The organism is Streptomyces sp. JNUCC 64 (genome assembly GCF_054484115.1).
Window position 1 is genome coordinate 2,328,878 of sequence record NZ_CM137015.1, and the last position, 25,803, is coordinate 2,354,680.

23 protein-coding genes and 1 pseudogene are annotated in these 25,803 nt (G+C 74.4%); 14 read left to right on the forward strand and 10 right to left on the reverse strand.

Annotated elements, in window-relative coordinates:
• Window positions 1–115: 115 nt before the first annotated feature.
• Entirely contained in the window at window positions 116–622 is a 507-nt protein-coding gene (locus ACVWNX_RS09140) for a MarR family winged helix-turn-helix transcriptional regulator (protein ID WP_454413391.1), read from the reverse strand.
• 20 nt (window positions 623–642) lie between these two features.
• A complete protein-coding gene (locus tag ACVWNX_RS09145) occupies window positions 643–1,917 on the reverse strand; it encodes an MFS transporter (protein ID WP_454413392.1) in 1,275 nt (424 codons plus the stop codon).
• 209 nt (window positions 1,918–2,126) lie between these two features.
• Here ACVWNX_RS09145 and ACVWNX_RS09150 point away from each other — a divergent pair, with 209 nt between their 5' ends.
• From ACVWNX_RS09150 to ACVWNX_RS09165, 4 genes are all read left to right on the forward strand, one after another.
• Window positions 2,127–2,261, forward strand: coding sequence for a hypothetical protein (locus tag ACVWNX_RS09150; protein ID WP_454413393.1), 135 nt, complete (start codon window positions 2,127–2,129; stop codon window positions 2,259–2,261).
• Between the two features lie 242 nt (window positions 2,262–2,503).
• Window positions 2,504–3,502, forward strand: coding sequence for an ArsR/SmtB family transcription factor (locus tag ACVWNX_RS09155; protein ID WP_454413394.1), 999 nt, complete (start codon window positions 2,504–2,506; stop codon window positions 3,500–3,502).
• Window positions 3,503–3,548: 46 nt separating this feature from the next.
• A complete protein-coding gene (gene sigJ, locus ACVWNX_RS09160) occupies window positions 3,549–4,562 on the forward strand; it encodes an RNA polymerase sigma factor SigJ (RefSeq protein WP_454413395.1) in 1,014 nt (337 codons plus the stop codon).
• A gap of 118 nt (window positions 4,563–4,680) precedes the next feature.
• Entirely contained in the window at window positions 4,681–5,742 is a 1,062-nt protein-coding gene (locus tag ACVWNX_RS09165) for an NAD(P)/FAD-dependent oxidoreductase (RefSeq protein WP_454413396.1), read from the forward strand.
• A 104-nt stretch (window positions 5,743–5,846) separates the two neighbouring features.
• Here ACVWNX_RS09165 and ACVWNX_RS09170 read toward each other — a convergent pair whose 3' ends face one another.
• Window positions 5,847–6,233: a hypothetical protein gene (locus ACVWNX_RS09170; protein WP_454413397.1), complete on the reverse strand. Its 387-nt coding sequence runs from the start codon at window positions 6,231–6,233 to the stop codon at window positions 5,847–5,849.
• A gap of 245 nt (window positions 6,234–6,478) precedes the next feature.
• Between ACVWNX_RS09170 and ACVWNX_RS09175 the strand changes: the two genes are divergently transcribed.
• The gene (locus ACVWNX_RS09175; protein ID WP_454414685.1) at window positions 6,479–7,516 is read left to right on the forward strand and encodes an aldo/keto reductase; all 1,038 of its coding nucleotides are present in this window, start codon (window positions 6,479–6,481) and stop codon (window positions 7,514–7,516) included.
• Between the two features lie 79 nt (window positions 7,517–7,595).
• Here the strand turns inward: ACVWNX_RS09175 and ACVWNX_RS09180 are convergent, their stop codons facing one another.
• Both ACVWNX_RS09180 and ACVWNX_RS09185 read right to left on the reverse strand, forming a co-directional pair.
• Entirely contained in the window at window positions 7,596–7,892 is a 297-nt protein-coding gene (locus tag ACVWNX_RS09180) for an MTH1187 family thiamine-binding protein (protein ID WP_454413398.1), read from the reverse strand.
• An 84-nt stretch (window positions 7,893–7,976) separates the two neighbouring features.
• Window positions 7,977–8,156, reverse strand: a pseudogene (locus ACVWNX_RS09185) (toxin-antitoxin system HicB family antitoxin); the annotation flags it as partial.
• A 29-nt stretch (window positions 8,157–8,185) separates the two neighbouring features.
• Between ACVWNX_RS09185 and ACVWNX_RS09190 the strand changes: the two are divergent.
• Window positions 8,186–9,430 carry an RNA-guided endonuclease InsQ/TnpB family protein gene (locus ACVWNX_RS09190; RefSeq protein ID WP_454413399.1) on the forward strand — a complete coding sequence of 415 codons (1,245 nt, stop codon included), beginning with the start codon at window positions 8,186–8,188 and terminating at the stop codon, window positions 9,428–9,430.
• A 21-nt stretch (window positions 9,431–9,451) separates the two neighbouring features.
• On the opposite strand, the gene ACVWNX_RS09195 is transcribed toward ACVWNX_RS09190, so the two are convergent.
• Window positions 9,452–9,796 (reverse strand): DUF3817 domain-containing protein, encoded by a 345-nt coding sequence (locus ACVWNX_RS09195; RefSeq protein ID WP_454413400.1) that lies wholly within the window; start codon window positions 9,794–9,796, stop codon window positions 9,452–9,454.
• Window positions 9,797–10,094: 298 nt separating this feature from the next.
• On the opposite strand from ACVWNX_RS09195, the gene ACVWNX_RS09200 reads away from it, so the two are divergent.
• From ACVWNX_RS09200 to ACVWNX_RS09215, 4 genes are all read left to right on the forward strand, one after another.
• The gene (locus tag ACVWNX_RS09200) at window positions 10,095–10,733 is read left to right on the forward strand and encodes an AIM24 family protein (protein WP_454413401.1); all 639 of its coding nucleotides are present in this window, start codon (window positions 10,095–10,097) and stop codon (window positions 10,731–10,733) included.
• Window positions 10,733–11,383 (forward strand): AIM24 family protein, encoded by a 651-nt coding sequence (locus ACVWNX_RS09205; protein WP_454413402.1) that lies wholly within the window; start codon window positions 10,733–10,735, stop codon window positions 11,381–11,383. Before ACVWNX_RS09200 ends, ACVWNX_RS09205 begins: the two co-directional genes overlap by 1 nt.
• Entirely contained in the window at window positions 11,380–12,174 is a 795-nt protein-coding gene (locus ACVWNX_RS09210) for an AIM24 family protein (RefSeq protein ID WP_454413403.1), read from the forward strand. Before ACVWNX_RS09205 ends, ACVWNX_RS09210 begins: the two co-directional genes overlap by 4 nt.
• Window positions 12,175–12,268: 94 nt before the next feature.
• The gene (locus tag ACVWNX_RS09215; protein ID WP_454413404.1) at window positions 12,269–12,745 is read left to right on the forward strand and encodes a MarR family winged helix-turn-helix transcriptional regulator; all 477 of its coding nucleotides are present in this window, start codon (window positions 12,269–12,271) and stop codon (window positions 12,743–12,745) included.
• Window positions 12,746–13,193: 448 nt separating this feature from the next.
• Here ACVWNX_RS09215 and ACVWNX_RS09220 read toward each other — a convergent pair whose 3' ends face one another.
• Both ACVWNX_RS09220 and ACVWNX_RS09225 read right to left on the reverse strand, forming a co-directional pair.
• Window positions 13,194–14,726, reverse strand: coding sequence for a sensor histidine kinase (locus tag ACVWNX_RS09220; RefSeq protein ID WP_454413405.1), 1,533 nt, complete (start codon window positions 14,724–14,726; stop codon window positions 13,194–13,196).
• Window positions 14,723–15,388 carry a response regulator transcription factor gene (locus ACVWNX_RS09225; RefSeq protein ID WP_454413406.1) on the reverse strand — a complete coding sequence of 222 codons (666 nt, stop codon included), beginning with the start codon at window positions 15,386–15,388 and terminating at the stop codon, window positions 14,723–14,725. Before ACVWNX_RS09225 ends, ACVWNX_RS09220 begins: the two co-directional genes overlap by 4 nt.
• 141 nt (window positions 15,389–15,529) lie before the next feature.
• On the opposite strand from ACVWNX_RS09225, the gene ACVWNX_RS09230 reads away from it, so the two are divergent.
• Window positions 15,530–16,300 (forward strand): PepSY domain-containing protein, encoded by a 771-nt coding sequence (locus tag ACVWNX_RS09230; RefSeq protein WP_454413407.1) that lies wholly within the window; start codon window positions 15,530–15,532, stop codon window positions 16,298–16,300.
• 63 nt (window positions 16,301–16,363) lie between these two features.
• On the opposite strand, the gene meaB is transcribed toward ACVWNX_RS09230, so the two are convergent.
• Entirely contained in the window at window positions 16,364–17,323 is a 960-nt protein-coding gene (gene meaB / locus ACVWNX_RS09235) for a methylmalonyl Co-A mutase-associated GTPase MeaB (RefSeq protein ID WP_454413408.1), read from the reverse strand.
• Window positions 17,324–17,474: 151 nt separating this feature from the next.
• Window positions 17,475–18,698, reverse strand: a complete 1,224-nt coding sequence (locus ACVWNX_RS09240) for an acetyl-CoA C-acetyltransferase (protein WP_454413409.1) — start codon at window positions 18,696–18,698, stop codon at window positions 17,475–17,477.
• Window positions 18,699–18,856: 158 nt separating this feature from the next.
• Here ACVWNX_RS09240 and mce point away from each other — a divergent pair, with 158 nt between their 5' ends.
• The 3 genes from mce (at window position 18,857) to ACVWNX_RS09255 (ending at window position 25,751) form a co-directional block, all read left to right on the forward strand.
• Window positions 18,857–19,321, forward strand: coding sequence for a methylmalonyl-CoA epimerase (mce, locus tag ACVWNX_RS09245; protein ID WP_454413410.1), 465 nt, complete (start codon window positions 18,857–18,859; stop codon window positions 19,319–19,321).
• A 1,026-nt stretch (window positions 19,322–20,347) separates the two neighbouring features.
• Window positions 20,348–24,205: a polarized growth protein Scy gene (scy, locus tag ACVWNX_RS09250; protein ID WP_454413411.1), complete on the forward strand. Its 3,858-nt coding sequence runs from the start codon at window positions 20,348–20,350 to the stop codon at window positions 24,203–24,205.
• 610 nt (window positions 24,206–24,815) lie between these two features.
• The gene (locus ACVWNX_RS09255) at window positions 24,816–25,751 is read left to right on the forward strand and encodes a coiled-coil domain-containing protein (protein ID WP_454413412.1); all 936 of its coding nucleotides are present in this window, start codon (window positions 24,816–24,818) and stop codon (window positions 25,749–25,751) included.
• Window positions 25,752–25,803 lie beyond the last annotated feature (52 nt).

Here is a 25,803-nt window from a genome sequence, read left to right on the forward strand (position 1 = left end):
CGGGGCGCCCGGAACGCGGCGCTCCGCGCGTCCCCGGAAGGACGCCACCCCCGTCCCGGGGGGCGGGGGTGGCGAGGGCGCGGGCCGTCTCTTACCGGACTGGTCCTCTACCGGACTAGTCCTCGAAGTCCCCGGCGGCGGACCGCAGCGGGCGCAGCATCGCGAAGATCTCCGCGCACTCCTCCGGGTCGTAGGCGCCCAGCCCGAAGTCCATCGCCATCAGGTCCCGGGTGGCCGCCTCGACCACCTCGCGGCCCTTGTCGGTGATGGAGGCGAGGGTGCCCCGGCCGTCGTTGGGGTTGGGCCGCTTCTCCACCAGTCCGGAGCGGACCAGCCGGTCCACGGTGTTGGTGACGGAGGTCGGGTGGACCATCAGCCGCTCGCCGATCTTCGACATCGGCAGCTCGCCCGCCTTGGAGAAGGTGAGCAGCACCAGCGCCTCGTACCGGGCGAAGGTCAGCCCGTACGGTTTGACCACCGCGTCCACCTCGCCCAGCAGGATCTGGTGCGCGCGCATCACCGAGGTGATCGCGGCCATCGAGGGCACGTTGCCCCACCGCTGTTTCCAGAGTTCGTCGGCGCGGGCGATGGGATCGAAGGCGAGACTCAGGGGCTTCGGCACGATCCGACCCTACCGGCCGGTCATATGCCGGTCAGCCCCGTCTCGCCCTTCGGTCCGGCCCCTCCCCGCCGCCCGGCGGGGGCGCCGCCGCCCCGCCCGGGACCGCCCTTCCCGGCCTCCGGACCGTCCGGACCGCCCCGCGCCGAGCGCCGGACCTCGACGGCGAGCAGTACGGACACCACCGTGCCCAGCACCCCCGCGCCCGCCACGACCGCGCCGACCCCGACGACCTCGGCGGCCGCGCCCCCCAGCGCCATCCCGACCCCCTGGAGCGTCATCAGCCCGGCCGTGTGCACGGTCATCGCCCGGCCCCGCAACTCTTCGGGCACCGCGTCCACGAACCACCGGTCGGCCCCGAGGGTGTACGCGAACCCGGCCCCCGACAGCGCCAGCAGGGCCGCCGCCCAGCCCGCCCCGGGCACCAGGACGAACCCGGTCAGCGGCAGCAGCAGAAGGGCGCCGAGCGGCAGCGCGATCCGTTCCCGGGCACGCGGTGACAGCGCGGAGCCCACATACAGCTCGGCGAGGACCGTCCCGGCGGGCATCGCGCACATCAGCAGTCCCACCGTCGCGGTGGACGCGCCGATCCGGTCCGCGTACACGGCGGCCAGCGACTCCGGGACGACCACGAACATCGGCGGCACCCACAGGAACAGCAGCAGCGCGCGCAGCCGTCGGTGCCCGAGCACCGCGCGCACCCCCGCCAGGGAGTACCGGGTCAGCGGCCCCCCTCGCCCCGTCCGGGCGGGACGCCGCCGGGTGCCCGCCCTCAGCAGCAGGGCCGATAGCAGGAACGTCCCCAGGGTGACGACGAGCGCCCCGCGCGGCGACACCACGGTCAGCAGCAGCCCGCCCAGTCCGAACCCGGCGAGCACCGCGCTCTGCGAGACGATCCGCAGCAGGGAGCGTCCCAGGACGAAGCGGTCGCCGGTGCCGAGGACGTCCGCGAGGGTCGCCATCCGGGTGCCCTGGAAGACGGGCGAGACCACCGCGACCGCGCAGCGCAGCGCCAGCAGCGCCGCCACCGGGGTCATCGGCAGCGCCATCAGCGCGGCGCACGCCGCGCACACCAGGTCGCAGCAGACCAGCACCCGCCGCGCCGGGTAGCGGTCGGCGATCCCGGCCAGCAGGGTCCCGCCGACCAGATAGGGCAGCATCCCGAGCGCGAAGGCCAGCGCGCTCAGGAACGGCGAGCCGGTCAGCCGGTACACCAGCACGGTCAGCGCGATCTCGCTGACGACGACGCCGAGCAGCGAGAACAGGTGCGCCGCGAACACCCAGCGGAACTCCGCCACCCGGAACACGTCCCGGTAACCGCGCCCGTCGGCCCCTCCCGGGCTCCCGGACGGCTCCGGACTCCCGGCGGTCCCTCCCGGGCTCCCGGCGGACGGTTCCGGACTCCCGGCGGACGGTTCCGGAAGACCCGGCGACGGGGGTGCCGACGACGGAGGGGACGTCGACGGCTGAGGCGAAGGGGACAGCGACGGCGACGGCGACGGAGGGGATGACGGCGGCTGAGGCGAAGGGGACGATGGCGGCGAAGGGGGTGGTGGCGGTGGGGGTGGTGGCGGTGGGGGTGGTGGCGGTGGCGACGTCATGGCACCCCACCCTGGCCGCCCGCCCCCGCCCGGCATACTGATTCGGCGTGGGCCGAATCGGCAACGGCCCGACGCGCCTTCCCGCACCATCCCGGCCCGCACGCCCGCACCGCACCACACGCCCGGCCCGTCCTGCCCCGCACATCCCGCCCCGCCCGGGCCCCACCCCGCGCACCCCCGCACACCCCGCGCCCCACCCGCCGACACCACCGACACCGCCCGTCACCATCGTCACCGCCGACAACGGCCGACACCACCGCCGCGCCCAGGGAGACAGACCTCCGTGCCGTTGCGTCTGCACTTCACCCCGGACGACCTGCTGACGTCGAGGTTCGCCGTCTCCCCGCTGTGGGAGACCCAGGAGGCGGTGCGCACCCTCGGACGGCCCGACCGGCACGCCTACCACCCGCGCTGGCTGCGACGCGCCGAGGAGGCCGGACGGCACCTCGATCTGCGTCCGCTGTGGCTGCTGATGCCCCGGCGGGGGCACAGCCCCGACTGGCTGGGCCCGCCGCCGATCGGCCCGGCGGCCCGGTTCGAGGACGAGATCGCGAGGGTGCGGGCCGCCGACCCCGGGGCGGCCCGCGCGGAGATGGAGGCGTCCCTCGGCGGGACCCCGGGCGCCGCCGGCACCCCGCTGGCCCGGGAACTGCTCGCGGACCCGGCCCGCGCCGTGCACCGGCTGGCGGACCTGCTGGAACGGGCCTGGCGGATCCTGGTGGAGCCGGACTGGCCCCGGCTGCGCGCCCTGCTCGACGCCGACGTCGCGTACCGCGCGCGACGGCTCGCGGACGTGGGCCTCGGAACGCTGCTCGGGGAGCTGGACCGACGGCTGGTCTGGACGGACTCGACCCTCACCGTCGCCTTCCACGGCGACCACGAACGCAGGCTGACCGGACAGGGACTGGTCCTGGTGCCGAGCGTCTTCTCCTGGCCGGACGTGATCGGCGGACACGACGCGCCCTGGCAGCCGACGCTCGCCTATCCGGTCCGGGGCCTCGGCGCGCTGTGGGGCGGGGGGACCGCGCGGGAACGGACCCCGGCGGGGCCCTCGGCGCTGGCCCGGCTGCTGGGCGGGAACCGGGCGCGCGTCCTCGAAGCGCTGGACGGGCCCGCGAACACCACGGTCCTGGCGCGCCGTCTGGGGCTCGCCCCGTCCTCGGTGTCCGCGCATCTGACCGCGCTGCGGGACGCGGGCCTGCTCACCGCCCACCGCCACGGCCACCAGGTCCGCTACGCGCGGACCCCACTGGGCGAGGCCCTCCTCGCCGCAGGACGGTGAACGGGGCGCCCTGGGCACCGCGTTCGGCCCCGGTTATCGTGCCCGGGTGAACGACGAACGACCGGGCGACAGACCCGACGGGCCCCCCGCACCCCTCGGCCCCGACGGCCCCCACGCACCCGACGCGCTCAACACCCCCGACGACCCCGACGCACCACACGCACCGCACGCGCACGACGCACCACACGCCGCGTCCGAAGACCCCGACGGGCTGGCCGCCTTCGAGGCCCAGCGGCGCTATCTGAGGGCGGTGGCCTACCGGCTGCTGGGCAGTCTGTCGGACGCCGAGGACGTGCTGCAGGACGCCTGGCTGCGCTGGCGCGCCGTCGACCGCTCCGGAGTGCGGGAGCCGAGGGCGTTCCTCACCACGGTCGTCACCCGGCTCTGCTACGACCTGCTCGGCTCGGCCCGGGTCCGCCGGGAGTCGTACGTGGGCGAGTGGCTGCCCGAGCCGCTGCTGAGCGACGAGGACCAGCCCGCGCACCACGCCGAGCTGGGTGAGTCGGTGTCGCTCGCCGTACTGGCGCTGATGGAGCGGCTGACCCCGGCGGAGCGGACGGCGTTCGTCCTGCACGACCTCTTCTCGATCGGCTTCGACGAGATCGCCACCGCACTGGACCGCTCCCCCGAGGCCGTCCGCCAGCTGGCCTCCCGGGCCCGGCGGCGGCTGCGGGCGGACGGGTACCGGGGCCCGGTGCCGACCGCCGAGCACCGCGAGGCGGTCCGGGCCTTCGCGGAGGCCGCCGCGGGCGGCGACCTGGGGAAGCTGCTGACGGTCCTGGACCCCCGGGTGGTCTGGCACTCGGACGGCGGCGGACTGGTGTCCGCGAGCACCCGTCCGGTGTACGGGGCGGACAAGGTGGGCCGTCTGGTGCTGGGGCTGGTCGAACGCTTCCTCACCCCGGAGCTCACGATCGCCCCGACCCTGGTCAACGGGGAACCCGGGCTGGTCTGGTCGATCGCGGGCCGGGTGCAGGGCGTGCTCGCGTTCACCGTGGTCGACGGCCTGATCGCCGAGACCTACGCCGTGGTCAACCCGGAGAAGCTCACCCATCTGTGAGGTGGCCGGAGACGCCGACGGTGTGTGACGGGGGTCACCGTCACACACCGTCCGGCCGCGTCGTCCCTCTTGTGCAAGCGCGCTCCACCGGCGCGCCCGGCGCACCACAGGAGGAGACATGACAGGCGAGCGCATCGTGGTGATCGGCGCGGGTTACGCCGGGCTGGCGGCGGCCACCCGGGCGGGCAGGAGCCGTCCGGTGACCCTGATCGCCCCCGAGGACCGTTTCCTCCACCGGGTCCGCCAGCACGAGACGGCGGCCGGTCACCCCGAACGGCGCCCGGCCCTGGCCGATCTGGTCCGCCGCGGCCGGATCACCCGGGTACGGGCCCGGGTCACCGGGATCGACCTGGCGGCCCGGAAGCTGAGCACCGACACCGGCGAGACCGTCGGATACGACGTCCTGGTGTACGCCCTCGGCAGCCGCACCGCCTTCCACGAGGTCCCCGGGGCGGCCGAGCACGCCTTCCCCGCCGAACGGGCCGCCGCGCTGCACCAGCGGTTGGCGGCCCCGGGGAACGGACCGGTCGCCGTGGTCGGCGGGGGCGCCACGGGCATCGAGACGGCGGCCGAACTGGCCGAGGCGCACCCCGGCCGCCGGGTGCGGCTGGTCTCGGCGGGCCGGATCGGCGGCTGGCTCTCCCCGAAGGGCGAGCGCCACGTACGGCGGACCCTGGAGCGCCTCGGCGTCACCCTGGACGAGGACCGCACCGTCACCGCCGTCACCGCCGACGGCGTGGAGACCGACCGGGGTCCGGTCCCGGCCGGGCACGTGGTCTGGACGGCGTCGCTGGAGCCCCACCCGCTGGCCGCCGAGGCGGGACTCGCCGTCACGGCGGACGGCCGGGTCGTGGTGGACGAGCGGCTGCGCTCGGTGTCGCACCCCGAGGTGTACGCGATCGGGGACGCCGCCGCCGTCACCCTGCCGGGCACCGGGGAACTGCGGATGGGCTGCGCCACCGCCCTGCCGATGGGCACCTATCTGGGCCGGGTCCTGAGCGGACGGACCACCGCGCCGTACTCCTTCTCGTACGTGGCGCAGTGCCTGAGCCTCGGCCGCCGGGACGGGATGCTCCAACTGGTGCGCGGCGACGACTCGATGCGGACCACCGTACTGACCGGGACGCTGGGACGGCTGGCCAAGGCGGCGATCGTCCGCGCGGTGACCCCGACGGCGTGAGCCGCCCACAGCGGACGGCCGGACGGAGGGACAGGTGGAACGGACGGGCGGCCGGGACGACGACCGGAACGACCGCCCGCCGTCCCACCCGCCTCCCCCTCCCCCTACGGTTCGATCCACCGCCGCAACGCGTCGAGGGTGCTCTCCGGGGAGGTGTTGAAGCACACCCGTGTCCCGGGCGCCTCCTCGATCAGCACGTTGAGCAGCCGTTCGAAGAGCGGGGTGTGCTCGGGGATCATCCGCACCCCGGCACCGATCATCACCAGCCCGAAGGAACGCTCCCCGAGCCGCTCGCGCAGGGCCGCCTCGGCCCGCTCGGGATCGGCGTCGACCAGACAGGAGACGGTGTCGAACCCGGCGTCCCGCAGGGCCGCCCGCCCGGCGGCGATCCGCGCGGTGAGCGCGGCCTCGTCGATCCTGTCGGGCATGGAGCCGTAGTCGAGCGCGCCGGGGTGCAGCCCGACGGTCAGGACGCCGGTGTCACGCGGCAACGGTGCGCTGTTCGGTCGGCCCATGGCTGGTCCCCCCGGTTCGGATCGCGGTCGGTCGACCGTTCCGGTGTACCACGGGACCGGAACCGGCCCCCGCCGAACGGGGACACGCCGTACCCCCGACCGGCCGGGTAGCCGCATGGGCCCCGGAAAAACCGGCTTGCTCCCCTCCGGCTCACCGTATTTGAGTGGCCCCATCAGCCACCGAGGGAGCGGAGCCCAAAACGATGGAACGCCAACAGCCTCTGGAGAAGCGGTTCCTGGGCGGAACGGGGTTACGCGTCAGCGAACTGTGCCTGGGCACCATGACGTTCGGCGACAGCGCGGACGAGGCGACCTCGCACCGGATGCTGGACGCCTTCACCGAGGCGGGCGGCACCTTCGTCGACACGGCGGACATCTACGGGCGGGGTGCCTCCGAGGAGGTCCTGGGCCGCTGGCTGAAGGCCCGGGGCAACCGCGACGGACTCGTCATCGCCACCAAGGTCTTCGGGTCGACGGGCGAGGGCGGCGGAAACGACTCGGGACTGAGCCGCAAGCACCTCCTGGCGGCGGTGGAGGGCAGTCTGCGCCGCCTCCGCACGGACTACATCGACCTGTACCAGACGCACATGTGGGACGTGGAGACCCCGGTCGAGGAGACCCTGTCGACCCTGGACACCCTGGTGCGGGACGGCAAGGTGCGCTATCTGGGGGCGAGCAGCGTGACGCCGTCGCAGTTGCAGAAGGCGCTCGACGTGGCCCGGTCCCACCGGTGGGAGCCGTTCGTCTGTCTCCAGCCGCTCTACAACCTCCTGTCGCGGGAGCTGGAGTGGGAGCTGCTGCCGCTGAGCGAGGCGGAGGGCGTCGAGGTCATCCCGTGGAGCCCCCTCCAGGGCGGCTGGCTGTCGGGCAAGTACCGGCGGGGCATGACCGAGGCGCCCGTCGGCTCGCGCGAGGCCGTCGTCCAGGAGCGGCAGGGCCGGGAGAGCTGGCGGGACCGGGACACCGAGGAGACGTGGCGGGTCGTGGACGCGGTGCGCGCCGTCGCCGACGAGACCGGGCGCACCCCCGCCCAGGTGGCGCTGCGCTGGCTGCTGCAACGTCCGGGCGTGACGGCGCCGATCATCGGGGCCCGCACCCCGGAACAGCTGACCGACAACCTCGGGGCGAGCGGCTGGGAGCTGACGCCGGAGCAGGACGCCCGGCTGACGGCGGCGAGCGACCGTCCGCTGCCGCACCCCTACGACGTGCTCGCCCGTCCCCGGGAGCGCTCGCGCCCCGCCCCCCGCCGGGCCGGGTAGCGGAGGGGGCGCCCGGACACGCCGACGGCCGCCCCCGGAACCCGGGAGCGGCCGTCGTGCGGAGCGGTGGGCGGGGCGCTCAGCCCTCCGCCAGGTGCCGTTCCACCGTCGCGACCTTCGAGGTGAGGCCGTCGGTCACCCCGGGGCGGATGTCGGCCTTGAGGACCAGGGAGACCCGGGGAGCGCGCGCCTCGACCGCCGCGACGGCCCGCCGGACGACGTCCATGACCTCGTCCCACTCGCCTTCGACGGAGGTGAACATCGCGTCGGTGCGGTTCGGCAGCCCCGACTCGCGGACCACCCGGACGGCGTCGGCGACGTACTCCCCCACGTCCTCGCCGACGCCGAGCGGGGTGACGGAGAACGCGACGATCACCAGGTTCCTCCAGGGGTGCCCCGGTCTTCAGACCGGGGAGAAATCGGATTCCTGCGGAGTGGGGCGGGGGAAGCCGGATCACTGTCAGGGTGATTCGGTGTCGGCCGCGATGGTGGCGCGCTCGGCTTCCAGTCGGTAGACGATCTCGGAGTTGAGGGATCTGCGGGCGGACTTTGCCTGAGCGGCCAGCCATGTGTGGAGGTCGGAGGGCAGGCGGAGCGTGATGCGCTTCTCTTCATCCATGACCTCAGAATAGTGGGTTCCGGGTGGCTTGCCAGTGCTAAAGTGGTGTCATGGCGACACCATCGAAGGTTCCGGGGGACGTCGGGCACGCCCGGTACAGCTACCGGCTCCGCGTGTCGTCGACCGCCCGTGCGGGCCTGATGGCCGAGTGGGCGCGCTGTCGGTGGATCTGGAACGAATGCGTTGCCACGTCCCGAAAAGTCCACACCGCGAACCGGGACACCGCCAGCAAGACCACATGTGGCCCGGCGCAGCTCGACAGAATGCTGACTGAGGCCCGCGCCTCGATGGCGTGGCTGCGTGAGGGTGCCTCGGTGCCGCAGCAGCAGACCATCCGCGACTTCGCCAGGTCCCGCGCCAAGGCGCTGAAGGACATCAAGGCGAAGCTGCCGGTCCGGCAGCGCGCCGGGATGCCCCGCGTCAAACGCAAGCGCGACGCGCTGCCCACCATGAACTACACCCGGCGCGGATTCCGCCTGAAAGACGGCCGCCTCCACGTCGCGGGCGGTATCGCGCTGACGGTCGTGTGGTCCCGCGACCTTCCGGCCGCCCCCACCTCGGTACGGGTCCACCAGGACGCCCTGGGGCGCTGGTACGCCTCGTTCGTCGTCGCCGCCGAGGCACAGCCGCTCCCGACCACCGGCCGCGTCCTGGGCGTGGACTGGGGCGTCAGGGAAACCGCCACCACCACATCCGACACTCACGACCTCCCGCACCCCGGGCACGGCGCGAAGGCCACTCAGCGCCTCGCCCGCTACCAGCGGATGATGGCCCGCCGCCGCCCCGCGCGCGGCCAGGCCGCCTCCAAGGGCTACCGCGAAGCACGGCGGCAGACCGCGAAGGCGCACAAGAAGGTCGCCCGGCAGCGTCAGGACACCGCCCGCAAATGGGCCAAGTCCGTGGTCCGGGACCACGACGCGATCGCCGTCGAGGACTTCCGTCCGAAGTTCCTCGCGAAGACCACCATGGCCCGCAAGGCCGCGGACGCGGCGATCGGCGCCACCAAGGCGGCCCTGATCGACATGGGCCGCAAACACGCACGGGACATCCGTCTTGTACACCCCGCGCACACCACCATGGACTGCGCGTCGTGCGGAGCGAGAACCAAGCACGCACTACCTCTCTCCGAACGCACCTACACCTGCACCGCATGCGGAACCGTCTCGCCCAGGGACAAGAACTCCGCCCGCGTGATGCTGGTCCGGGCCGGTCTCAACCCGGCTGGCGCTGACGGCGGAAGACCCCCGGGAGCGCCGCTCCCAGAGGCAGCCCGAGCCAGGAATCCCCTCCCTTGAGCTTGAGGGAGAGGGAGGATGTCAAGCCTCAACGACCCCTTCGCGACGGGCCCGCGCGGCGATGACCTCGTCCTCGGCCTCGCGCTTGAGGCGGCGCTCCGCGACGAACCCGCCGAAGGGCACCACGGCACACACGAAGTACAGGGCGGCGGTGCCGAGCGACCACTTGGTGCGGTTCCAGGCGTCCAGCCAGAAGAGCACGTAGACGACGAACAGCACGCCGTGGATCGCGCCCATCGCGGGCACCGCGTTGAACTCGGTGGTCCGCTTGAGCACGGAGCAGACGAGCAGCAGCAGGAACGACACGGCCTCGGGCGCCGAGACCAGGCGCAGACGGCGGAGTGCGGATGCGGTCTTGATGTCCACGGGGGAGGTCACCTTCGGACTTTCGGGCTTCGGAGGGGCGGAACGACGCCGCACGCTTTGTGAAAGCGTGCACAAGCGTTCGGCCCATTGTGGCACCGGTGTCCGGCTCCTCCCCGCCCGGGGTGCCCACCGACGCTGACGATCGCGTCACACCCGCCTCGCACCCGCCTCGCGCCCGGGCCTCGCCCGCGCCACGGAGGGGGCGGACGGGGCGCCGGTGGCGGACGGGGGCACGCGCGGGCGGCCCGCGCGCCGGGACCCCTGTCCGGGAGCGCCGGACGCGGGCTACGGTCCCCGGGTGGCAACGTTCCGGCTCCAAGGGAGCAGAGTGCTCGCCGTCGACATGTCCGGCGACTCGGTCAGGGCGAAGAACGGCTCGATGGTCGCGTACGACGGCCGGATGGGCTTCCGGAAGCTGAGCGGCGGCGGCGAGGGACTGCGCGGCGCGGTCACCCGGCGCCTCACCGGCGAGCAGCTCACCGTGATGGAGGTGACGGGCGAGGGGACCTGCTGGTTCGCGGACCGGGCGAGCGAGATCACCCTGGTGCGGCTGCGGGGCGAGACGCTGCACGTGGAGGCGGACAACCTGCTCGCCACCGACCCGGGACTGCGCACCGGGACCACCTTCACCGGGCTGCGGGGCGCGGCCCAGGGCGGCGGGTTCTTCACCACCACGGTGGAGGGCACCGGGCAGGCCGCGCTGACCTCGGACGGTCCGGCGGTGGTGCTGCGGGTGAGCCCCCGGTACCCGCTGTCGGTGGACCCGGGGGCGTACGTGGCGCACCAGGGGAACCTGCGGCAGTCGTTCCAGTCGGGGGTGACGTTCCGGACCCTGGTCGGGGAGGGCGGCGGCGAGGCGTTCCAGGTCCGGTTCGAGGGGGACGGCCTGGTGTACGTGCAGCCCAGCGAGCGGACTACGGTCGGAGGGGACGTCTGATGCCGTTCCGCGCGGTGAACGCGAAGGTGGTCGAGGCGACCGTGGCGCCCGGACGGCGGCTGTTCAGCCAGCGCGGGGCGATGCTCGCCTACCGGGGCGAGGTGACGTTCACCCCGAACGCGGGCGGCGGTCAGGGCGGGCTGACGTCGATGATCGGGCGCCGGGTCGCCGGGGAGGCGACGCCGCTGATGACGGTCGAGGGCTCGGGGACGGTGATGTTCGGGCACGGCGGACACCACGTCCAGGTGGTGGAGCTGTCCGACGACACCCTGTACGTGGAGGCGGACCGGTTGCTGGCCTTCGACGGGACGCTGCGCCAGGGCACGCTGTTCCTGGGCGCGCAGGGCGGGGTGATGGGCGTGGTGCGCGGCCAGATGACGGGGCAGGGCCTGTTCACCACCACGCTCCAGGGCCGGGGCTCGGTGGCGGTGATGGCGCACGGCGGGGTGATCGAGGTGCCGGTGGCCCCGGGGCGTCCGGTGCACGTGGACCCGCAGGCGTACGTGGCGCACCGGGGCGAGCTGCGCAGCGGCCTCTCGACGGCACTGGGCTGGCGGGACATGGTGGGACGGGGTTCGGGCGAGGCGTTCCAGCTGGAACTGAGCGGTCTGGGCGTGGTGTACGTCCAGGCGTCGGAGGAGAAGCTGTGACCACACCGCAGGCATCCGGAAAGCCCGACGGGCCGGTCGCGTACGACCCGGAGACGCTGCCGTCGGACGACAACGTCAACGCCTACACCTTCTGCGTGGAACTCTCGGGGAGCGAGTGGTTCCTGCAGAAGGGCAAGATGATCGCCTACTACGGGACGATGCGGTTCGACGGGATCGGCCACGGGCGGCTGGACCGGCTGGTGCGCGCCTCGTTCCATTCGCCGTTGCACGCGGGTGACTGGGTGGTGGCGTCAGGATCAGGCAAATTCCTCCTGGCCGACCGGGCGTTCGACGTGAACTCCTTCGACCTGGACGACGGGAACCTGACGATCCGCTCGGGGAACCTGCTCGCTTTTCAGCCAAGTCTCGCGCTGAAGCAGTCGATCGTGCCCGGGTTCCTGACCCTGATCGGGACGGGGAAGTTCGTCGCCGCGTCGAACGGGCCGGTGGTGTTCCTGGAGCCTCCGTTGCGGGTGGATCCGCAGGCCCTGGTGGGCTGGGCGGACTGCCCCTCGCCGTGCCACCACTACGACCACGCGTACATGGCGGGGGTGATGGGCGGTCTACGTGCGCTGACGGGCGTCGGCGGGGTGTCCGGCGAGGAGCACCAGTTCGAGTTCGTGGGGGCGGGTACCGTGTTGTTGCAGTCCAGCGAGCGGGTGAGGGCCGAGCGGGACACGGGGGCGGTGCCGCACCAGACGGGGGTGCCCGGGGGGCGGGGCGGACCGGCGCACGGGGTACCGCGCCTTCCCGGACAGCTGGGCGACCTGCAGCGTCGCTTCGGGCTGTGAGCGGTAGTCTGCGGAGTGTGACATCGAACGCGTGCGCAGCGTCACATCCCCCAGTTTCGTTAACAATTCAACCTCTTAGGGTAGAATAGGATTCATGGAGACCGAGACGGCTACCCCCTGGCTGACCGACGCCGAGCAGAGCGCCTGGCGCACCCACCTGGAGGTCAACCGGCTTCTACAGCACCAGCTGGAGAAGGACCTCCAGCCGTTCGGCCTGACGATCAACGACTACGAAATCCTCGTCAACCTCTCGGAGTCCGACGAGCACCGGATGCGGATGAGCGACCTCGCCGCCTCCACGCTCCAGTCGAAGAGCAGGCTCTCCCACCAGATCACCCGCATGGAGAACGCGGAACTGGTGCGCCGGGAGCACTGCGAGTCCGACCGCCGGGGCCTGTACGCCGTGCTCACCGAGCACGGCCTGGAGACCATGCGCAAGGTGGCGCCGTACCACGTCGCCTCCGTACGACGGCACTTCATGGACCTGATCGGTCCGGAGGACCTCGAAACCCTCCACAAGGCGCTCACCCCCATCGCGGAACACCTCCGCGTCCAGCGCGGCAGGCTCTGACCCGCGCCGACCGGACCGCGAGAGCGGGCCTGGGCCAGACCCGCTCACCGTCCCCCGGGCCAACCCGCCCGGGGGCGGCACCGGGGCGGTACCGCAGCCGCGCGGGAGACACCCGCGGCCGTCCGCCCCGACCCGGCCCGCCCGGACCCGCCCGGGTCCGCCCCGCCGGAGGCGCCACCAGTGGCACCACCCGAAGAGGCACCGGGGAACCACCGGCTGGGCACACCGGCTGAGCACACAGGCCGGTGACACCGCCCGGAACCGACGCCCCGGATCACCGTCCGGGGAACACCGCGCGAGCACCGTCACCCGGACCTGCACCCCCTCCCCGGAACCGGCGCGGCGTCCCCGGGAGCAGCGCCGACGGAACACCGTCCGCGGAACGACCCGTGAGGGACGGGGGACGGGCCCGCCGAACAGCGCCCCCGCGCCCCGGACCCCGGCGCGGTCAGGAGGACGACGGGGCCAGCGGCAGCGTCAGCTCGAACAGGGCCCCGCCCGACGCCGACTCCCGCACCGTGAGGGTGCCCCCGTGCCGCCGCGCCACGTCCCGCGCGATCGCGAGCCCCAGACCCGCCCCGCCGTCGTCCCGGCTGCGCGCGTCGTCCAGCCGGACGAACCGCTCGAAGATCCGCTCCCGTTCGGCCTCCGGCACCCCGTCGCCGTCGTCCCCGACGGCCAGCACCGCGACGCCGTCCCCCGCCCGCACCGTCACCGTCACGCCCGTCGCGGCGTGCCGCTGCGCGTTGTCGACCAGATTGCCCAGCACCCGGACCAGCTGCCCCCGGGAACCGGCGACCTCGGCGTGGTCGAGGTCCTCCGTCACCGGCAGCCGGTCGCCCACCCGCTGGGACAGCTCCTCGCGGGCCGTCGCCGCCAGGTCCAGCCGGGCGTCCCCGGGCCGCTCCCCCGCGTCCAGCCGGGCGAGCAGCAGCAGGTCCGCCGCGAGCTGCTGGAGCCGCACGGTGTCCTCGACGGCGCCCGCCACGTCCAGCAGCTCGGGGTGCGCGGCGCCCACCTCCAGCTGGGTGCGGAGCGAGGCGATCGGGCTGCGCAGCTCGTGGGAGGCGTCGGCGACGAACCGCCGCTGGCGCTCCACCGACTCCTCCAGGGCCGCCAGCGTGGCGTTGGTGGTGCGCGCCAGCCGGGCGACCTCGTCATGGGTGTCCGGCTCCGGGACCCGGCGCCGCAGGTCCTCGGAGGCGGTGATCGCCGCCATCTCCCGGCGGATGCCCTCCACCGGACGCAGCGCCCGCCGGGTCACCAGCCAGGTCACCCCGGCCACCACGACCAGCAGCAGCGGGAAGCCGATGAGCATGGTGGTGGTCGCCGTCCCCACGGCGCTGCGCTCGGCGGACAGCGGGCCGCCCGCGTACACCCGCAGCTCGCCCCGGTCCGGCACGTCCAGGGTGATCCGGGCGAACCGGTACTCGGCGGTGTCGCCGTTGACGGTCGCGGAGCCGTCGCTCCAGTCGACGTCCTCGGAGACCTCCACCGGCTCCCGTTCCCCGTCGCCCTCCGGGTCCGCGTCGTCGTCCCGGTCGTCCTCGGAGTCCCCGTTGCCGCCGGAGTCCCCGTCGCCGGAGTCCCCGTCGCCGGAGTCCTTGCCGTCGTGGTCCTTGCCGTCGGAGTCGCCGCCGTCGCCGGAGCCGGGCGTCCGTTCGGGGCCGACCTGCGACGAGCCGGTGCCGCTGATCCGCTCCAGGCCCTCGCTGGCGGCGATCACCCGGTCGTCCTCGTCGAGGACCTGGACCGGGCTGTCCTCGGCGTCGGGCAGGTCCAGGTCGCCGTCCGGGACGCCGGTGGCGAGCTGGGAGACGACCCGGTTGGCGGCGGCCTGCGCCTCGGTGCCCGCCTGGTCGGTGAGGTTGATGCGCAGCGCGAGGACGACCCCGGCGCCCGCCGCGACCAGCGCGACCGCCACCACGAGCGTCGCGCCGAGGGCCGCCCGGGCCCGGACCGAACCGAAGAGCCGTCTCACCGTCCGGCCTCCAGCCGGTAGCCCGCGCCGCGCACGGTGCGGATGAGGGAGGCGCCCAGCTTCCGCCGCAGCGCGCTCACGTACACCTCGACGATGTTGGGGTCGCCCTCGTAGGCGAAGTCCCAGACGTGCTCCAGGATCTCGCTCTTGGAGACCACCTCGCCGGAGCGCAGCAGCAGCTGTTCCAGCACCGCGAACTCCTTCGCGGTGAGCGGCACCTCGTCCTTGCCCCGGCGCACCTGGTGGGCGGCGGTGTCGACGACGAGGTCGCCGAGGACGTGCACCGGGGAGCCCCCGGCCCGGCCCCGGCGGCGCAGCAGCGCCTTGACCCGGGCGACCAGCACCACGTACGAGAACGGCTTGGTGAGGTAGTCGTCGGCCCCGGTGTCGAGCCCCTCGGCCTCGTCGTACTCGCCGTCCTTGGCGGTGAGCATCAGGATCGGCACCTCGTGGCCCGCCGCGCGCAGGGCGGCGCAGACCCGGTAGCCGTTCATCCCGGGCAGCATGATGTCCAGGATGACGAGGTCGTAGTCGCCCTCACCGGCCCGGTGCAGCCCTTCCAGCCCGTCGTGGACCACGTCCACCGCGTAGCCCTCGGCGGTCAGTCCACGGGCGAGGGACAGGGCGAGCCGCTTCTCGTCCTCCACGATCAAAAGGCGCATGGGGACAGGGTCCCAAACGGAAGCTGAAGATCCCTTCAGCATCCTTCAGCGTCGCTTCAGCATGCCTGGCGCAGATTGGTGTCAACGAACGACGGAGACGCCGGAAACACGGCGGACCGACAGCGGACTCGGGAGGGTTCCATGAAGCGCAAGGTCCTGATCGCCGCCATCGCCGGCGCACTGCTGGTGGGCGGGGGCACCGCCACCGCCGTGGCGGTCGCCGGAGGCGACGGAGGCGACGACCGCACGGTGCGGGAGTCGAGCGTCCGGCTGACCGAAGCCGAGGCCCGCGAGGACGCCCGGGACGACGACGCGGACGACAAGAACGAGCGCGACGACCGGAACGACGACGCGGACGACAGGGACGACAGGGACGACCGCGACGACGACAAGAACGAGCGGGACGACGACCGCGACGACCGCGACGGTGACGAGCGGCTCCCGTCCGGGGTGAAGCTCTCCGCCGCCGACGCGATCACCGCCGCGCTGGCCGAGCGCTCCGGCACCGCGGTCGCCGTGGACCTGGAGGAGGACGGCGGCAAGGTCGCCTGGGACGTCGAGATCATCGACGGCAAGCGCGACGTCTACACCGTGGTGATCGACCCGGGCAACGGCAAGGTGCTCGGCTCCTCCCTCGACAAGGACGACGACGGCGACGACCGGGACGAGGTCAAGGCCGACCTCGCCGCCGCGAAGGCCGCCCCGGTGAGCGCCGTGGACGCCGCGAAGGCCGCCGCCGCCAAGGGTCCCGTCACCTCCCTGGACCTCGACACCGAGCGCTCCTCCGGAGCCGTCTGGGACGTCGAGACCGTGAGCGGCTCCCACGAGCGCGACTGGACCGTCTCCCTCGACACCGCCAAGGCCGTCCCGGCCAAGGACGGCGCCGACGACACCGACGGCGACGACGACTGACGGACGCCCGTCCGGCCAGGACCGACCGGTGGCCGCCGCCCGGGGAAACCCCCCGCCCGGGCGTCAGCCGCCGGTCAGCTCCCGGGTCAGCACGTCGGCGGCGGTGTAGGGGTCGGTACGGCCCCGGACGACGTCCTCGGCGAGGCCTTGGAGACGGCGGTCCCGGTGCGGGTCGGCGAGCCGTTCCCGCAGCGCGGTGACGGCGATCGTCTCGACTTCCCGGGCCGCGCGCGCCCGTCTGCGGTGGAGGAGCGCCCCCCGCTCCTCCATCCAGGCGCGGTGCTTCTCCAGCGCCCGGACCACCTCGTCGACGCCCTCGCCCCGGGCGGCGACGGTCTTCACGATCGGGGGCCGCCAGTCCCCCGGGCCCCGGGCCTCCCCGAGGCCCAGCATGTGGTTCAGCTCCCGGGCGGTGGCGTCGGCCCCGTCCCGGTCGGCCTTGTTCACCACGTACAGGTCGCCGATCTCCAGGATCCCCGCCTTCGCGGCCTGGATGCCGTCCCCCATCCCGGGGGCGAGCAGCACCGCGCAGCTGTCGGCCTGCGCCGCGATCTCCACCTCGGACTGGCCGACCCCGACGGTCTCCACCAGGATCACGTCGCACCCGGCCGCGTCCAGCACCCGGATGGCCTGCGGGGCGGCCCAGGCGAGCCCCCCGAGATGGCCCCGGGTCGCCATGGAACGGATGTAGACGCCCGGGTCACCGGCGTGTTCGGACATCCGCACCCGGTCCCCGAGCAGCGCGCCGCCGGAGAACGGGGAGGACGGGTCCACGGCCAGCACCCCGACCCGGCGGCCCTCCCGCCGGTAGGCGGCGACCAGCGCCGAGGTGGTGGTGGACTTGCCGACCCCCGGCGGGCCGGTGAGCCCCACGACGTACGCGTTGCCGGTGAGCGGGGCGAGCGCGGCCATCACCTCGCGCAGCAGCGGCGACGCCCCCTCGACCAGGGTGATGAGCCGGGCGACGGCCCGGGGCCGCCCCTGCCGGGCCTGCGCCACCAGCGCGGCGACGTCCTGGTTCACGCGTGCGGTTCCCTTCCTCGGACACTCGGACCACTCGGACCGCTCGTCCACGGACGTCGGCCCGTGGACGCTCTCGCCACCGACGGTACGGCCGGACCCACGCGGAGCGGCCCTCGCACACGGCCCCGCACGGGACCGGCCCCGGTACGGCTCAGGCCCCGGTGGCGGTGGCACCGGGCCCCGGCACCCGCAGGATCAGCGCGTCGCCCTGGCCTCCGCCCCCGCACAGCGCCGCCGCGCCGACCCCGCCGCCGCGCCGGCGCAGCTCCAGCGCCAGGTGCAGCACCAGCCGGGCGCCGGACATCCCGATCGGGTGGCCGAGGGCGATGGCTCCCCCGTTGACGTTCACCTTTTCCGCCGACACCCCGAGATCCCGCGTTGACTGGTACGCGACCGCCGCGAACGCCTCGTTGATCTCGATGAGGTCGAGGTCGGCGAGGTCGGTGCCGTCCTTCTCCAGGGCGTGCAGGATCGCGCGGGAGGGCTGGGAGTGCAGCGAGTTGTCGGGCCCGGCGACGTTCCCGTGGGCGCCGATCTCCGCGATCCACTCCAGTCCGAGTTCCACCGCCCTGGCCTTGCTCATCACCACCACGGCGGCCGCCCCGTCGGAGATCTGGGAGGCGGACCCGGCGGTGATCGTGCCGTCGGGGGCGAAGGCGGGGCGCAGCCGGGCGAGCGACTCGGCGGTGGTCTCGTCCCGGATGCCCTCGTCCTCGCTGACGAGCACCGGTTCGCCGCGTCGCTGGGGCACCTCGACCGGGACGATCTCGGCCTCGAAGAGCCCGTTCTTCCGGGCGGCGGCGGCCCGCTGGTGGGACCGCGCGGCGAGCGCGTCCTGCTCGGCGCGGCCGATGCCCAGCCGGGTGTTGTGCCGCTCGGTGGACTCGCCCATCGCGATCGACTCGAACGGGTCGGTGAGCCCGTCGTGGGCCATCGCGTCGAGCACCTCGACCGCCCCGTACTTGTAGCCCTCGCGGGACTTGGGCAGCAGATGCGGGGCGTTGCTCATGGACTCCTGGCCGCCCGCGACGACGACGTCGAACTCGCCCGCGCGGATCAGCTGGTCGGCGAGGGCGACGGCGTCCAGCCCGGAGAGACAGACCTTGTTGACGGTGAGCGCGGGCACGTCCATGGGGATGCCCGCCTTCACGGCGGCCTGCCGGGCGGGGATCTGTCCGGCGCCCGCCTGGAGCACCTGCCCCATGATCACGTACTGGACCTGGTCCCCGCCGATCCCGGCCCGCTCCAGCGCGGCCCTGATCGCGAAGCCGCCGAGGTCGGCGGCGGAGAAGGACTTCAGGGAGCCGAGGAGCCGTCCCATGGGCGTCCGGGCGCCCGCGACGATCACTGAGGTGGTACCGGTGGTGCGCGACATGACGGGCGGGCCCCTTCCAGTCCGGCCGGTCCGGCGGGACGACCGAGTGAACGATGGTTCACCTCAAATGTACTGAGCGGCGGCGCCCGGGGTCACCGCCCGGTCCGTGTGACGGCGCGCACGTTGCGTGACCGTCCGGGAGGCGGTGCACTGGGGGCATGCTGACGCGCATCGACCACATCGGGATCGCCTGCTTCGACCTCGACCGGACGGTCGAGTTCTACCGCGCCACGTACGGCTTCGAGGTGTACCACTCCGAGATCAACGAGGAGCAGGGCGTCCGCGAGGCCATGCTGCGGATCAACGGCACGGACGACGGCGGCGCCACCTACCTCCAGCTCCTGGAACCGACCCGGGAGGACTCCGCCGTCGGCAAGTGGCTGGCGAAGAACGGGGAGGGCGTCCACCACGTCGCCTTCGGCACCGCCGACGTGGACGGCGACGCCGCGCTCATCCGCGACAAGGGCGTACGGGTGCTGTACGACGAGCCCCGGCGCGGTTCGATGGACTCCCGGATCACCTTCCTGCACCCCAAGGACTGCCACGGCGTCCTCACCGAACTCGTGACCTCCGCCCCCGCCTCCGGGCGGGACCGGCCGGAGGACGACGGCACCGCGCACTGAACCGCCTCCGCCCCCGTCCCGGCTCCTTCTTCCTTCCCGCTCCTCCCGCGCCGGGGGACGCGGAGCCCGGGACGCGGACGGAAACGGCGAGGACGGAGACGAGGACGGGAAAGGGGCCGGAACCGGTACCCCTGGGCGCGCCCCGCCCGGACCGCCCGGCGACGGACCGCTCCCGCCTCCGCGCGCCACCGCCCGCCGCCACGCACCACCGACTCTCCGCGCCTCCGTACACCCCGCCACCGTCCCGCCGTCCCGCACCACCGCCGTACGCCTCACCCCGCCACCATCCCGCCGTGCAGCCGTACCCCCACCCCGCCACCGTCCCGCCGTGCGCCGTACACCCCACCCCATCAGCGTCCCGCCGTGCCGCACCACCGCCGTACCCCGCCAGCGTCCCGCCGTGCCGCCGTGCCGCACCACCGCCGTACGCCCCACCGGGCGATACCGTCCCCGCCGGACCGCGCGGCACCGCCGTCCCTCCGCGCACCCCACCGCCGTAAGCCCCACCCGGGCCACCGCCCCACCTCGCCGTACCTCGTGCCCCGGCTGTCCCGGACCGGACCGGCCGGGACCGCCCGTACGGCGGTAACGGCGCGCCCGGTCCGCACCCGGACCGGGCGCCCCGCGCGGCCGCCCCCGCCCCGGGCCGCCCGCCCCGTACGGGCCGCCGCGCCCACCCCGCCACCAGGCCCTCCCCGCCCTTCTCCCCGCGCTTTCCCCTCTCCGCGCTCCCTCCCTCCCCCGCCCCGGAGGGGCCCGCGCGCCCCCGTCGCACCGGCCGCGCCCCGCGCGTCCCGGCGGGAAAAGGTCGTCGCCCAGGCCAAGAGGGAGACGGGGGCCGGTAGGGTTGGCCACGGCCGCCACGTGTGGGGCGGCCATGGCCGGGGTCCGGGTGTCGGGGCGTGCGTCGGGGCGGTCGCCCAGGCTCCGCCGGTGATCTGACACCATTCCCCGGGGGCCCCGTTCGGGCGGATGAACGGTGCTCGTTGGAGAGGTTTACGACCAGGGGACGGATGGGACCGCGCTGTGCGGGGCTACGAACGCCAGGAGCGAGAGCGGGCTGACGTCGACCACCTCTCTCGGTTCGAGGCCGAGATGGAACGGCTGAAGACCGAGCGGGAGAAGGCCGTTCAGCACGCCGAGGACCGCGGCTACCAGGTCGAGGTGTTGCGCGCCAAGCTGCACGAGGCGCGCCGCACCCTCGCGACCCGCCCCGCGTACGACGGCGGCGACCTCGGCTACCAGGCCGAGCAGATGATGCGCAACGCCCAGATGCAGGCGGAGCAGTTGCGCACCGACACCGAGCGCGAACTGCGCGAAGTGCGCGCCCAGACGCAGCGGATGCGTCAGGAGCACGCCGAGCAGCAGGCCCGGCTCCAGTCCGAACTGCACGCCGAGGCCGTGTCCCGCCGTCAGCAGCTGGACCAGGAGCTGTCGGAGCGCCGCGCCACCGTCGAGTCCCACGTCAACGAGAACGTCGCCTGGGCCGAGCAACTACGCGCCCGTACCGAGCAGCAGGCCCGCAGGCTCCTCGACGAGTCGCGCACCGAGGCCGAGCAGGCGCTGGCCGCCGCCCGCGCCGAGGGGCAGCGGGTCGCGGACGAGGCCCGGCAGCGGGTCACCGCCGAGGCGGAGACCGCCCGCGCGGAGGCGGAGGCCCTGCTGCGGCGGGCCCGCGCCGACGCCGAGCGCATGCTGAACACGGCGTCCGCGCAGGCCCAGGAGGCCACCGACCACGCCGAGCGGCTGCGTACCACGACCACCGCCGAGACCGATCAGGCACGCCGTCAGGCCACCGAACTGGCGCGCGCCGCCGACGAGCGGATGGCGGAGGCCGAGACCGCGCTGCGCGAGGCGCGGACCGGGGCGGAGAAGGCCCTCACCGAGGCCAAGGACGCCGCCGCGAAACGGCTCGCGGCCGCCGAGTCCGCCAACGAGCAGCGCACCCGCACCGCCAAGGAGCAGGTCGCGCGGCTGGTCGCGGAGGCGACCAAGGACGCCGAGGAGTCCCGCGCCGAGGCCGAGCAGGCCGTCGCGGACGCCCGCGCCGAGGCCGAGAAGATCATCGCGGAGGCCGCCGAGAAGGCCCGCACGGTCACCGCCGAGGAGACCGCCTCCCAGCTCGGCAAGGCGGCCCGGACGGCGGAGGAGGTGCTGACCAAGGCCACCGAGGACGCCAAGGCCACCACCAAGGCCGCCGCCGAGGAGGCCGAGCGGCTGCGCAAGGAGGCCGAGGCCGAGGCGGACCGGCTGCGCGGCGAGGCCAACGACATCGCCGAGCAGCTCAAGGGCGCGGCCCAGGACGACACCAAGGAGTACCGGGCCAAGACGGTCGAACTCCAGGAGGAGGCCCGTCGACTGCGCGGCGAGGCCGAGCAGTTGCGCGCCGACGCCGTCGCGGAGGGCGAGCGCATCCGGGGCGAGGCCCGGCGGGAGGCCGTCCAGCAGATCGAGGAGGCGGCCAAGACCGCCGAGGAGATCCTCGCCAAGTCGCGGACCGACGCCGACGAGCTGCGCGGCACCGCCCAGACCGAGGCGGAGCGGGTCCGCACCGAGGCCATCGAGCGCGCCACCGCGCTGCGCAAACAGGCCGAGGAGACCCTGGAGCGCACCCGCGAGGAGGCCGAGCGCACCCGCGAGGAGGCCGCCGAGCGGGCCGGGGAGACCACCGCCGCCGCCGAACGGGCGGCCGGGGAACTGCGCGAGGAGACCGAACGGGCCACCGCCGCCGCGCGCGCGGAGAGCGACGCGGAACTGGCCCGGCTGCGTGCCGAGGCCGAGGAGCGCCGCACCGCCGCCGAGCAGGCGCTGACCGAGGCCCGCGAGGAGGCCGCCCGGCTGCGGCGGGAGACCTCCGAGGAGAGCGACCGGCTGCGCGCCGAGGCCACCGAGAAGGCCCGCGCCCTGCAGGCCCAGGCCGGGGCGGAGGCCGACCGGCTGCGCACCGAGGCCGCCGCCGACGCCTCCACGGCCCGCGCCGAGGGCGAGAACATCGCGGTCCGGCTGCGTTCGGACGCCGCCGCGGAGGCCGAGCGGCTGACGGTCGAGGCCCGGGAGAAGGCCGACCGGCTGCGCGCCGAGGCCACCGCCGCCGCCGAGCGGACCGCCACCGAGGCCGCCGAGGCGCTGGCCGCCGCCCAGGAGGAGGCGGCCCGCCGCCGCCGCGAGGCCGAGCAACTGCTGGGCGCCGCCCGCACCGAGGCCGACCAGGAACGGGAACGCGCCCGCGAGCGGAGCGAGGAACTCCTCGCCTCGGCGCGCGGCCGGGTCGAGGAGGCCCAGGCCGAGGCGGTCCGGCTGACCGAGGAGGCCGACCGGCGCGCCACCGACCTGGTGAGCGGCGCCGAGCGGAAGGCCCAGTCGGTACGGGACGCGGTGGCCGGGCTCCAGGAGCAGGCCCAGGAGGAGATCACGGGGCTGCGCAGCGCCGCCGAGCACGCGGCGGAGCGCACCCGTACCGAGGCCCAGGAAGAAGCCGACCGGGTCCGTTCCGACGCCTACGCGGAGCGCGAGCGGGCCGGGGAGGACGCGGCCCGCGTCCGACGGGAGGCCCGGGAGGAGACGGAGGCCGCCAAGGCCCTCGCGGAGCGCACGGTCGCCGAGGCCATCGCCGAGGCCGAGCGCGCCCGGGCGGACGCCTCCGAGCACGCCCAGCGGGCCCGCACCGAGGCGTCGAACAGCATCGCCACGGCCGAGCAGAACGCCTCGCGGACCCGGGCGGAGGCCCGGGAGGACGCCAACCGGATCCGTTCCGAGGCCGCCGCCCAGGCCGACCAGCTGGTCGGGGAGGCGACCCGGGAGGCCGAACGGCTGCGCACGGAGACGACCGCCGTGGCCGAACGGGTCCGCGCGGAGGCCACCGCGGAGGCCGAGCGCCGGGTGTCGGAGGCGACCGACGAGGCCGAGCGGCTGCGCGCGGAGGCGTCGGAGACCGTCGCGTCGGCCCGTCAGCACGCGGAACGGGTCCGGGCGGAGGCCCAGCGCACCCGCACCGAGTCCCGTACCGAGGCGGAGCGGGTGGTGGGCGAGGCCCGGAACGCCGCCGAACGGGCGCTGGACCAGGCCCGCAAGGACGCCAACAAGCGGCGTTCGGAGGCGGCCGAGCAGGTCGACGCGCTGATCACGGAAGCCGTCTCGGAGGCCGACAAGCTCGCCACCGACGCCCAGTCGAAGGCCCACAAGACCACGGCCGAGGCCGAGGAGCAGGCCGACACGATGGTCGGCGCGGCGCGCGGGGAGGCCGAGCGGATCGTCGCGGAGGCCACCGTCGAGGGCAACTCGCTGGTGGAGCGGGCCCGTACCGACGCGGACGAGCTGCTGGTCGGCGCGCGCCGGGACGCCACGGCGATAAGAGAGCGGGCCGAGGAGCTGCGGGAGCGGATCACCGGCGAGATCGAGGAACTGCACGAGCGGGCGCGGCGGGAGTCGGCGGAGGCCATGCGTTCCACCGGCGAGCGCTGCGACGCCCTGGTGAAGGCCGCCGAGGAGCAGTTGACCACGGCGCGCGCCAAGGCCGAGGAGCTGAAGGCGGAGGCCGACTCGGAGGCCAGCCGGGTGCGGATCGCGGCCGTGAAGAAGGCCGAGGGCCTGCTGAAGGAGGCCGCCGCGAAGAAGGCCGCGCTGACCCGCGAGGCCGAACGCATCAGGGACGAGGCGGAGCAGCGGGCCAAGCACACGGTGGACGAGGGCCAGCGGGAGCTGGACGTCCTGACGCGTCGACGGCAGGACATCAACGCCGAGATCTCCCGGGTGCAGGACGTGCTGGAGGCGCTGGAGTCGTTCGAGGCGCCGCCCGGCGGCAAGCCCGCGGGCGGCGGTCCCGGGGTGAAGGCGGGCGCGGCGGCCGGGGGCACCCGGTCGGGTGGCAAACCGTCAGGCAACTGAGCGGGGCGGTCGGTTCCGCGCGGCGTTCCGACCGCCGGGGGCTGGACCGTCCGCCGGGGGCTCGGGGGCCGTTCCGCCGGGGCGGGCGGGCAGGGCGTCCGGGCCGACGGGTTCCCGGTCCCGTCCCTCCGGTCGGCTTCCGTTCGGTTCCCGGTGCCGTTCCGTCGGGCCGGGTCCGTTCCCCGTACCGGTCCCGTCCCGTTCCGGTCGGCTGACGGCTGGCTGACGGACGGCTCGGCACCGGGCAGGGGCCGGAGGCGTTCGCGCCCGGGGCCCACCGGCAGCCGGTCGGTCACATCCGGTCAGCGGGTCCGTACGGTCCGGTCATCGGACGCGTACCGGGCCGGTGGTCCGGGGGCGGGCCGGACGGGGTCGCTGAGGGCTCGTCGCGATCCGGCCGGGGAAGCCGTCTCGTGACGTCCGGGCCCTTGCACCGCCGATGTCCGGCCTTGTTTCCTGTGGTTGACGGTGCCTCGGAGCCCCGCCGATGGGCTCCGCCACCCAAAAGGGGTGTCATTCTCCGCGGCAAAACTGTATCCGCTCGATGACACGCCGTTCCGCCCCCTAGGATTCCCCCTATCACCTCACCGGTCTCTTCGACAGGAACCCCATGAGCGACACTTCCCCCTACGGCTTCGAGCTTGTGCGGCGTGGGTACGACCGCGCTCAGGTGGACGAACGGATCTCCAAGCTCGTCTCCGATCGCGACAGTGCCCTGACCCGGATCACCGCGCTGGAGAAGCGGATCGAGGAACTCCACCTCGAAACGCAGAACGCGCAGGCACAGGTCAGCGACGCCGAGCCGTCGTACGCCGGACTCGGCGCGCGCGTAGAGAAGATCCTGCGGCTGGCCGAGGAGGAGGCGAAGGACCTGCGCGAGGAGGCCCGGCGCGCCGCCGAGCAGCACCGCGAGCTGGCCGAGTCGGCCGCCCAGCAGGTGCGCAACGACGCCGAGACCTTCGCCGCGGACCGCAAGGCGAAGGCCGAGGACGAGGGCCTGCGGATCGTCGAGAAGGCCAAGGGCGAGGCGTCCACTCTGCGGGCCGAGGCGCAGAAGGACGCGCAGTCGAAGCGTGAGGAGGCGGACGCCCTCTTCGAGGAGACCCGGGCGAAGGCCGCGCAGGCCGCCGCCGACTTCGAGACCAACCTGGCCAAGCGCCGCGAGCAGTCCGAGCGCGACCTGGCGTCGCGTCAGGCGAAGGCCGAGAAGCGTCTCGCCGAGATCGAGCACCGCGCCGAGCAGCTCCGTCTGGAGGCGGAGAAGCTGCGCACCGACGCCGAGCGCCGGGCCCGTCAGACCGTGGAGACGGCGCAGCGCCAGGCCGAGGACATCGTGGCCGACGCCAACGCCAAGGCGGACCGCATCCGCAGCGAATCGGAGCGGGAGCTGGCGGCCCTCACCAACCGCCGCGACTCGATCAACGCGCAGCTCACCAATGTGCGCGAGATGCTGGCGACCCTCACGGGCGCGGCGGTCGCCGCCGCCGCTTCCCCGGTGGAGGACGAGACCGTCTCGCGTGGCGTTCCGGCCCAGCAGACCCGCTAGCCGTGTCGTAGGAAGCCGATCGTCCGGTCCCCCGCGTCCCTCGCGCGGGGAG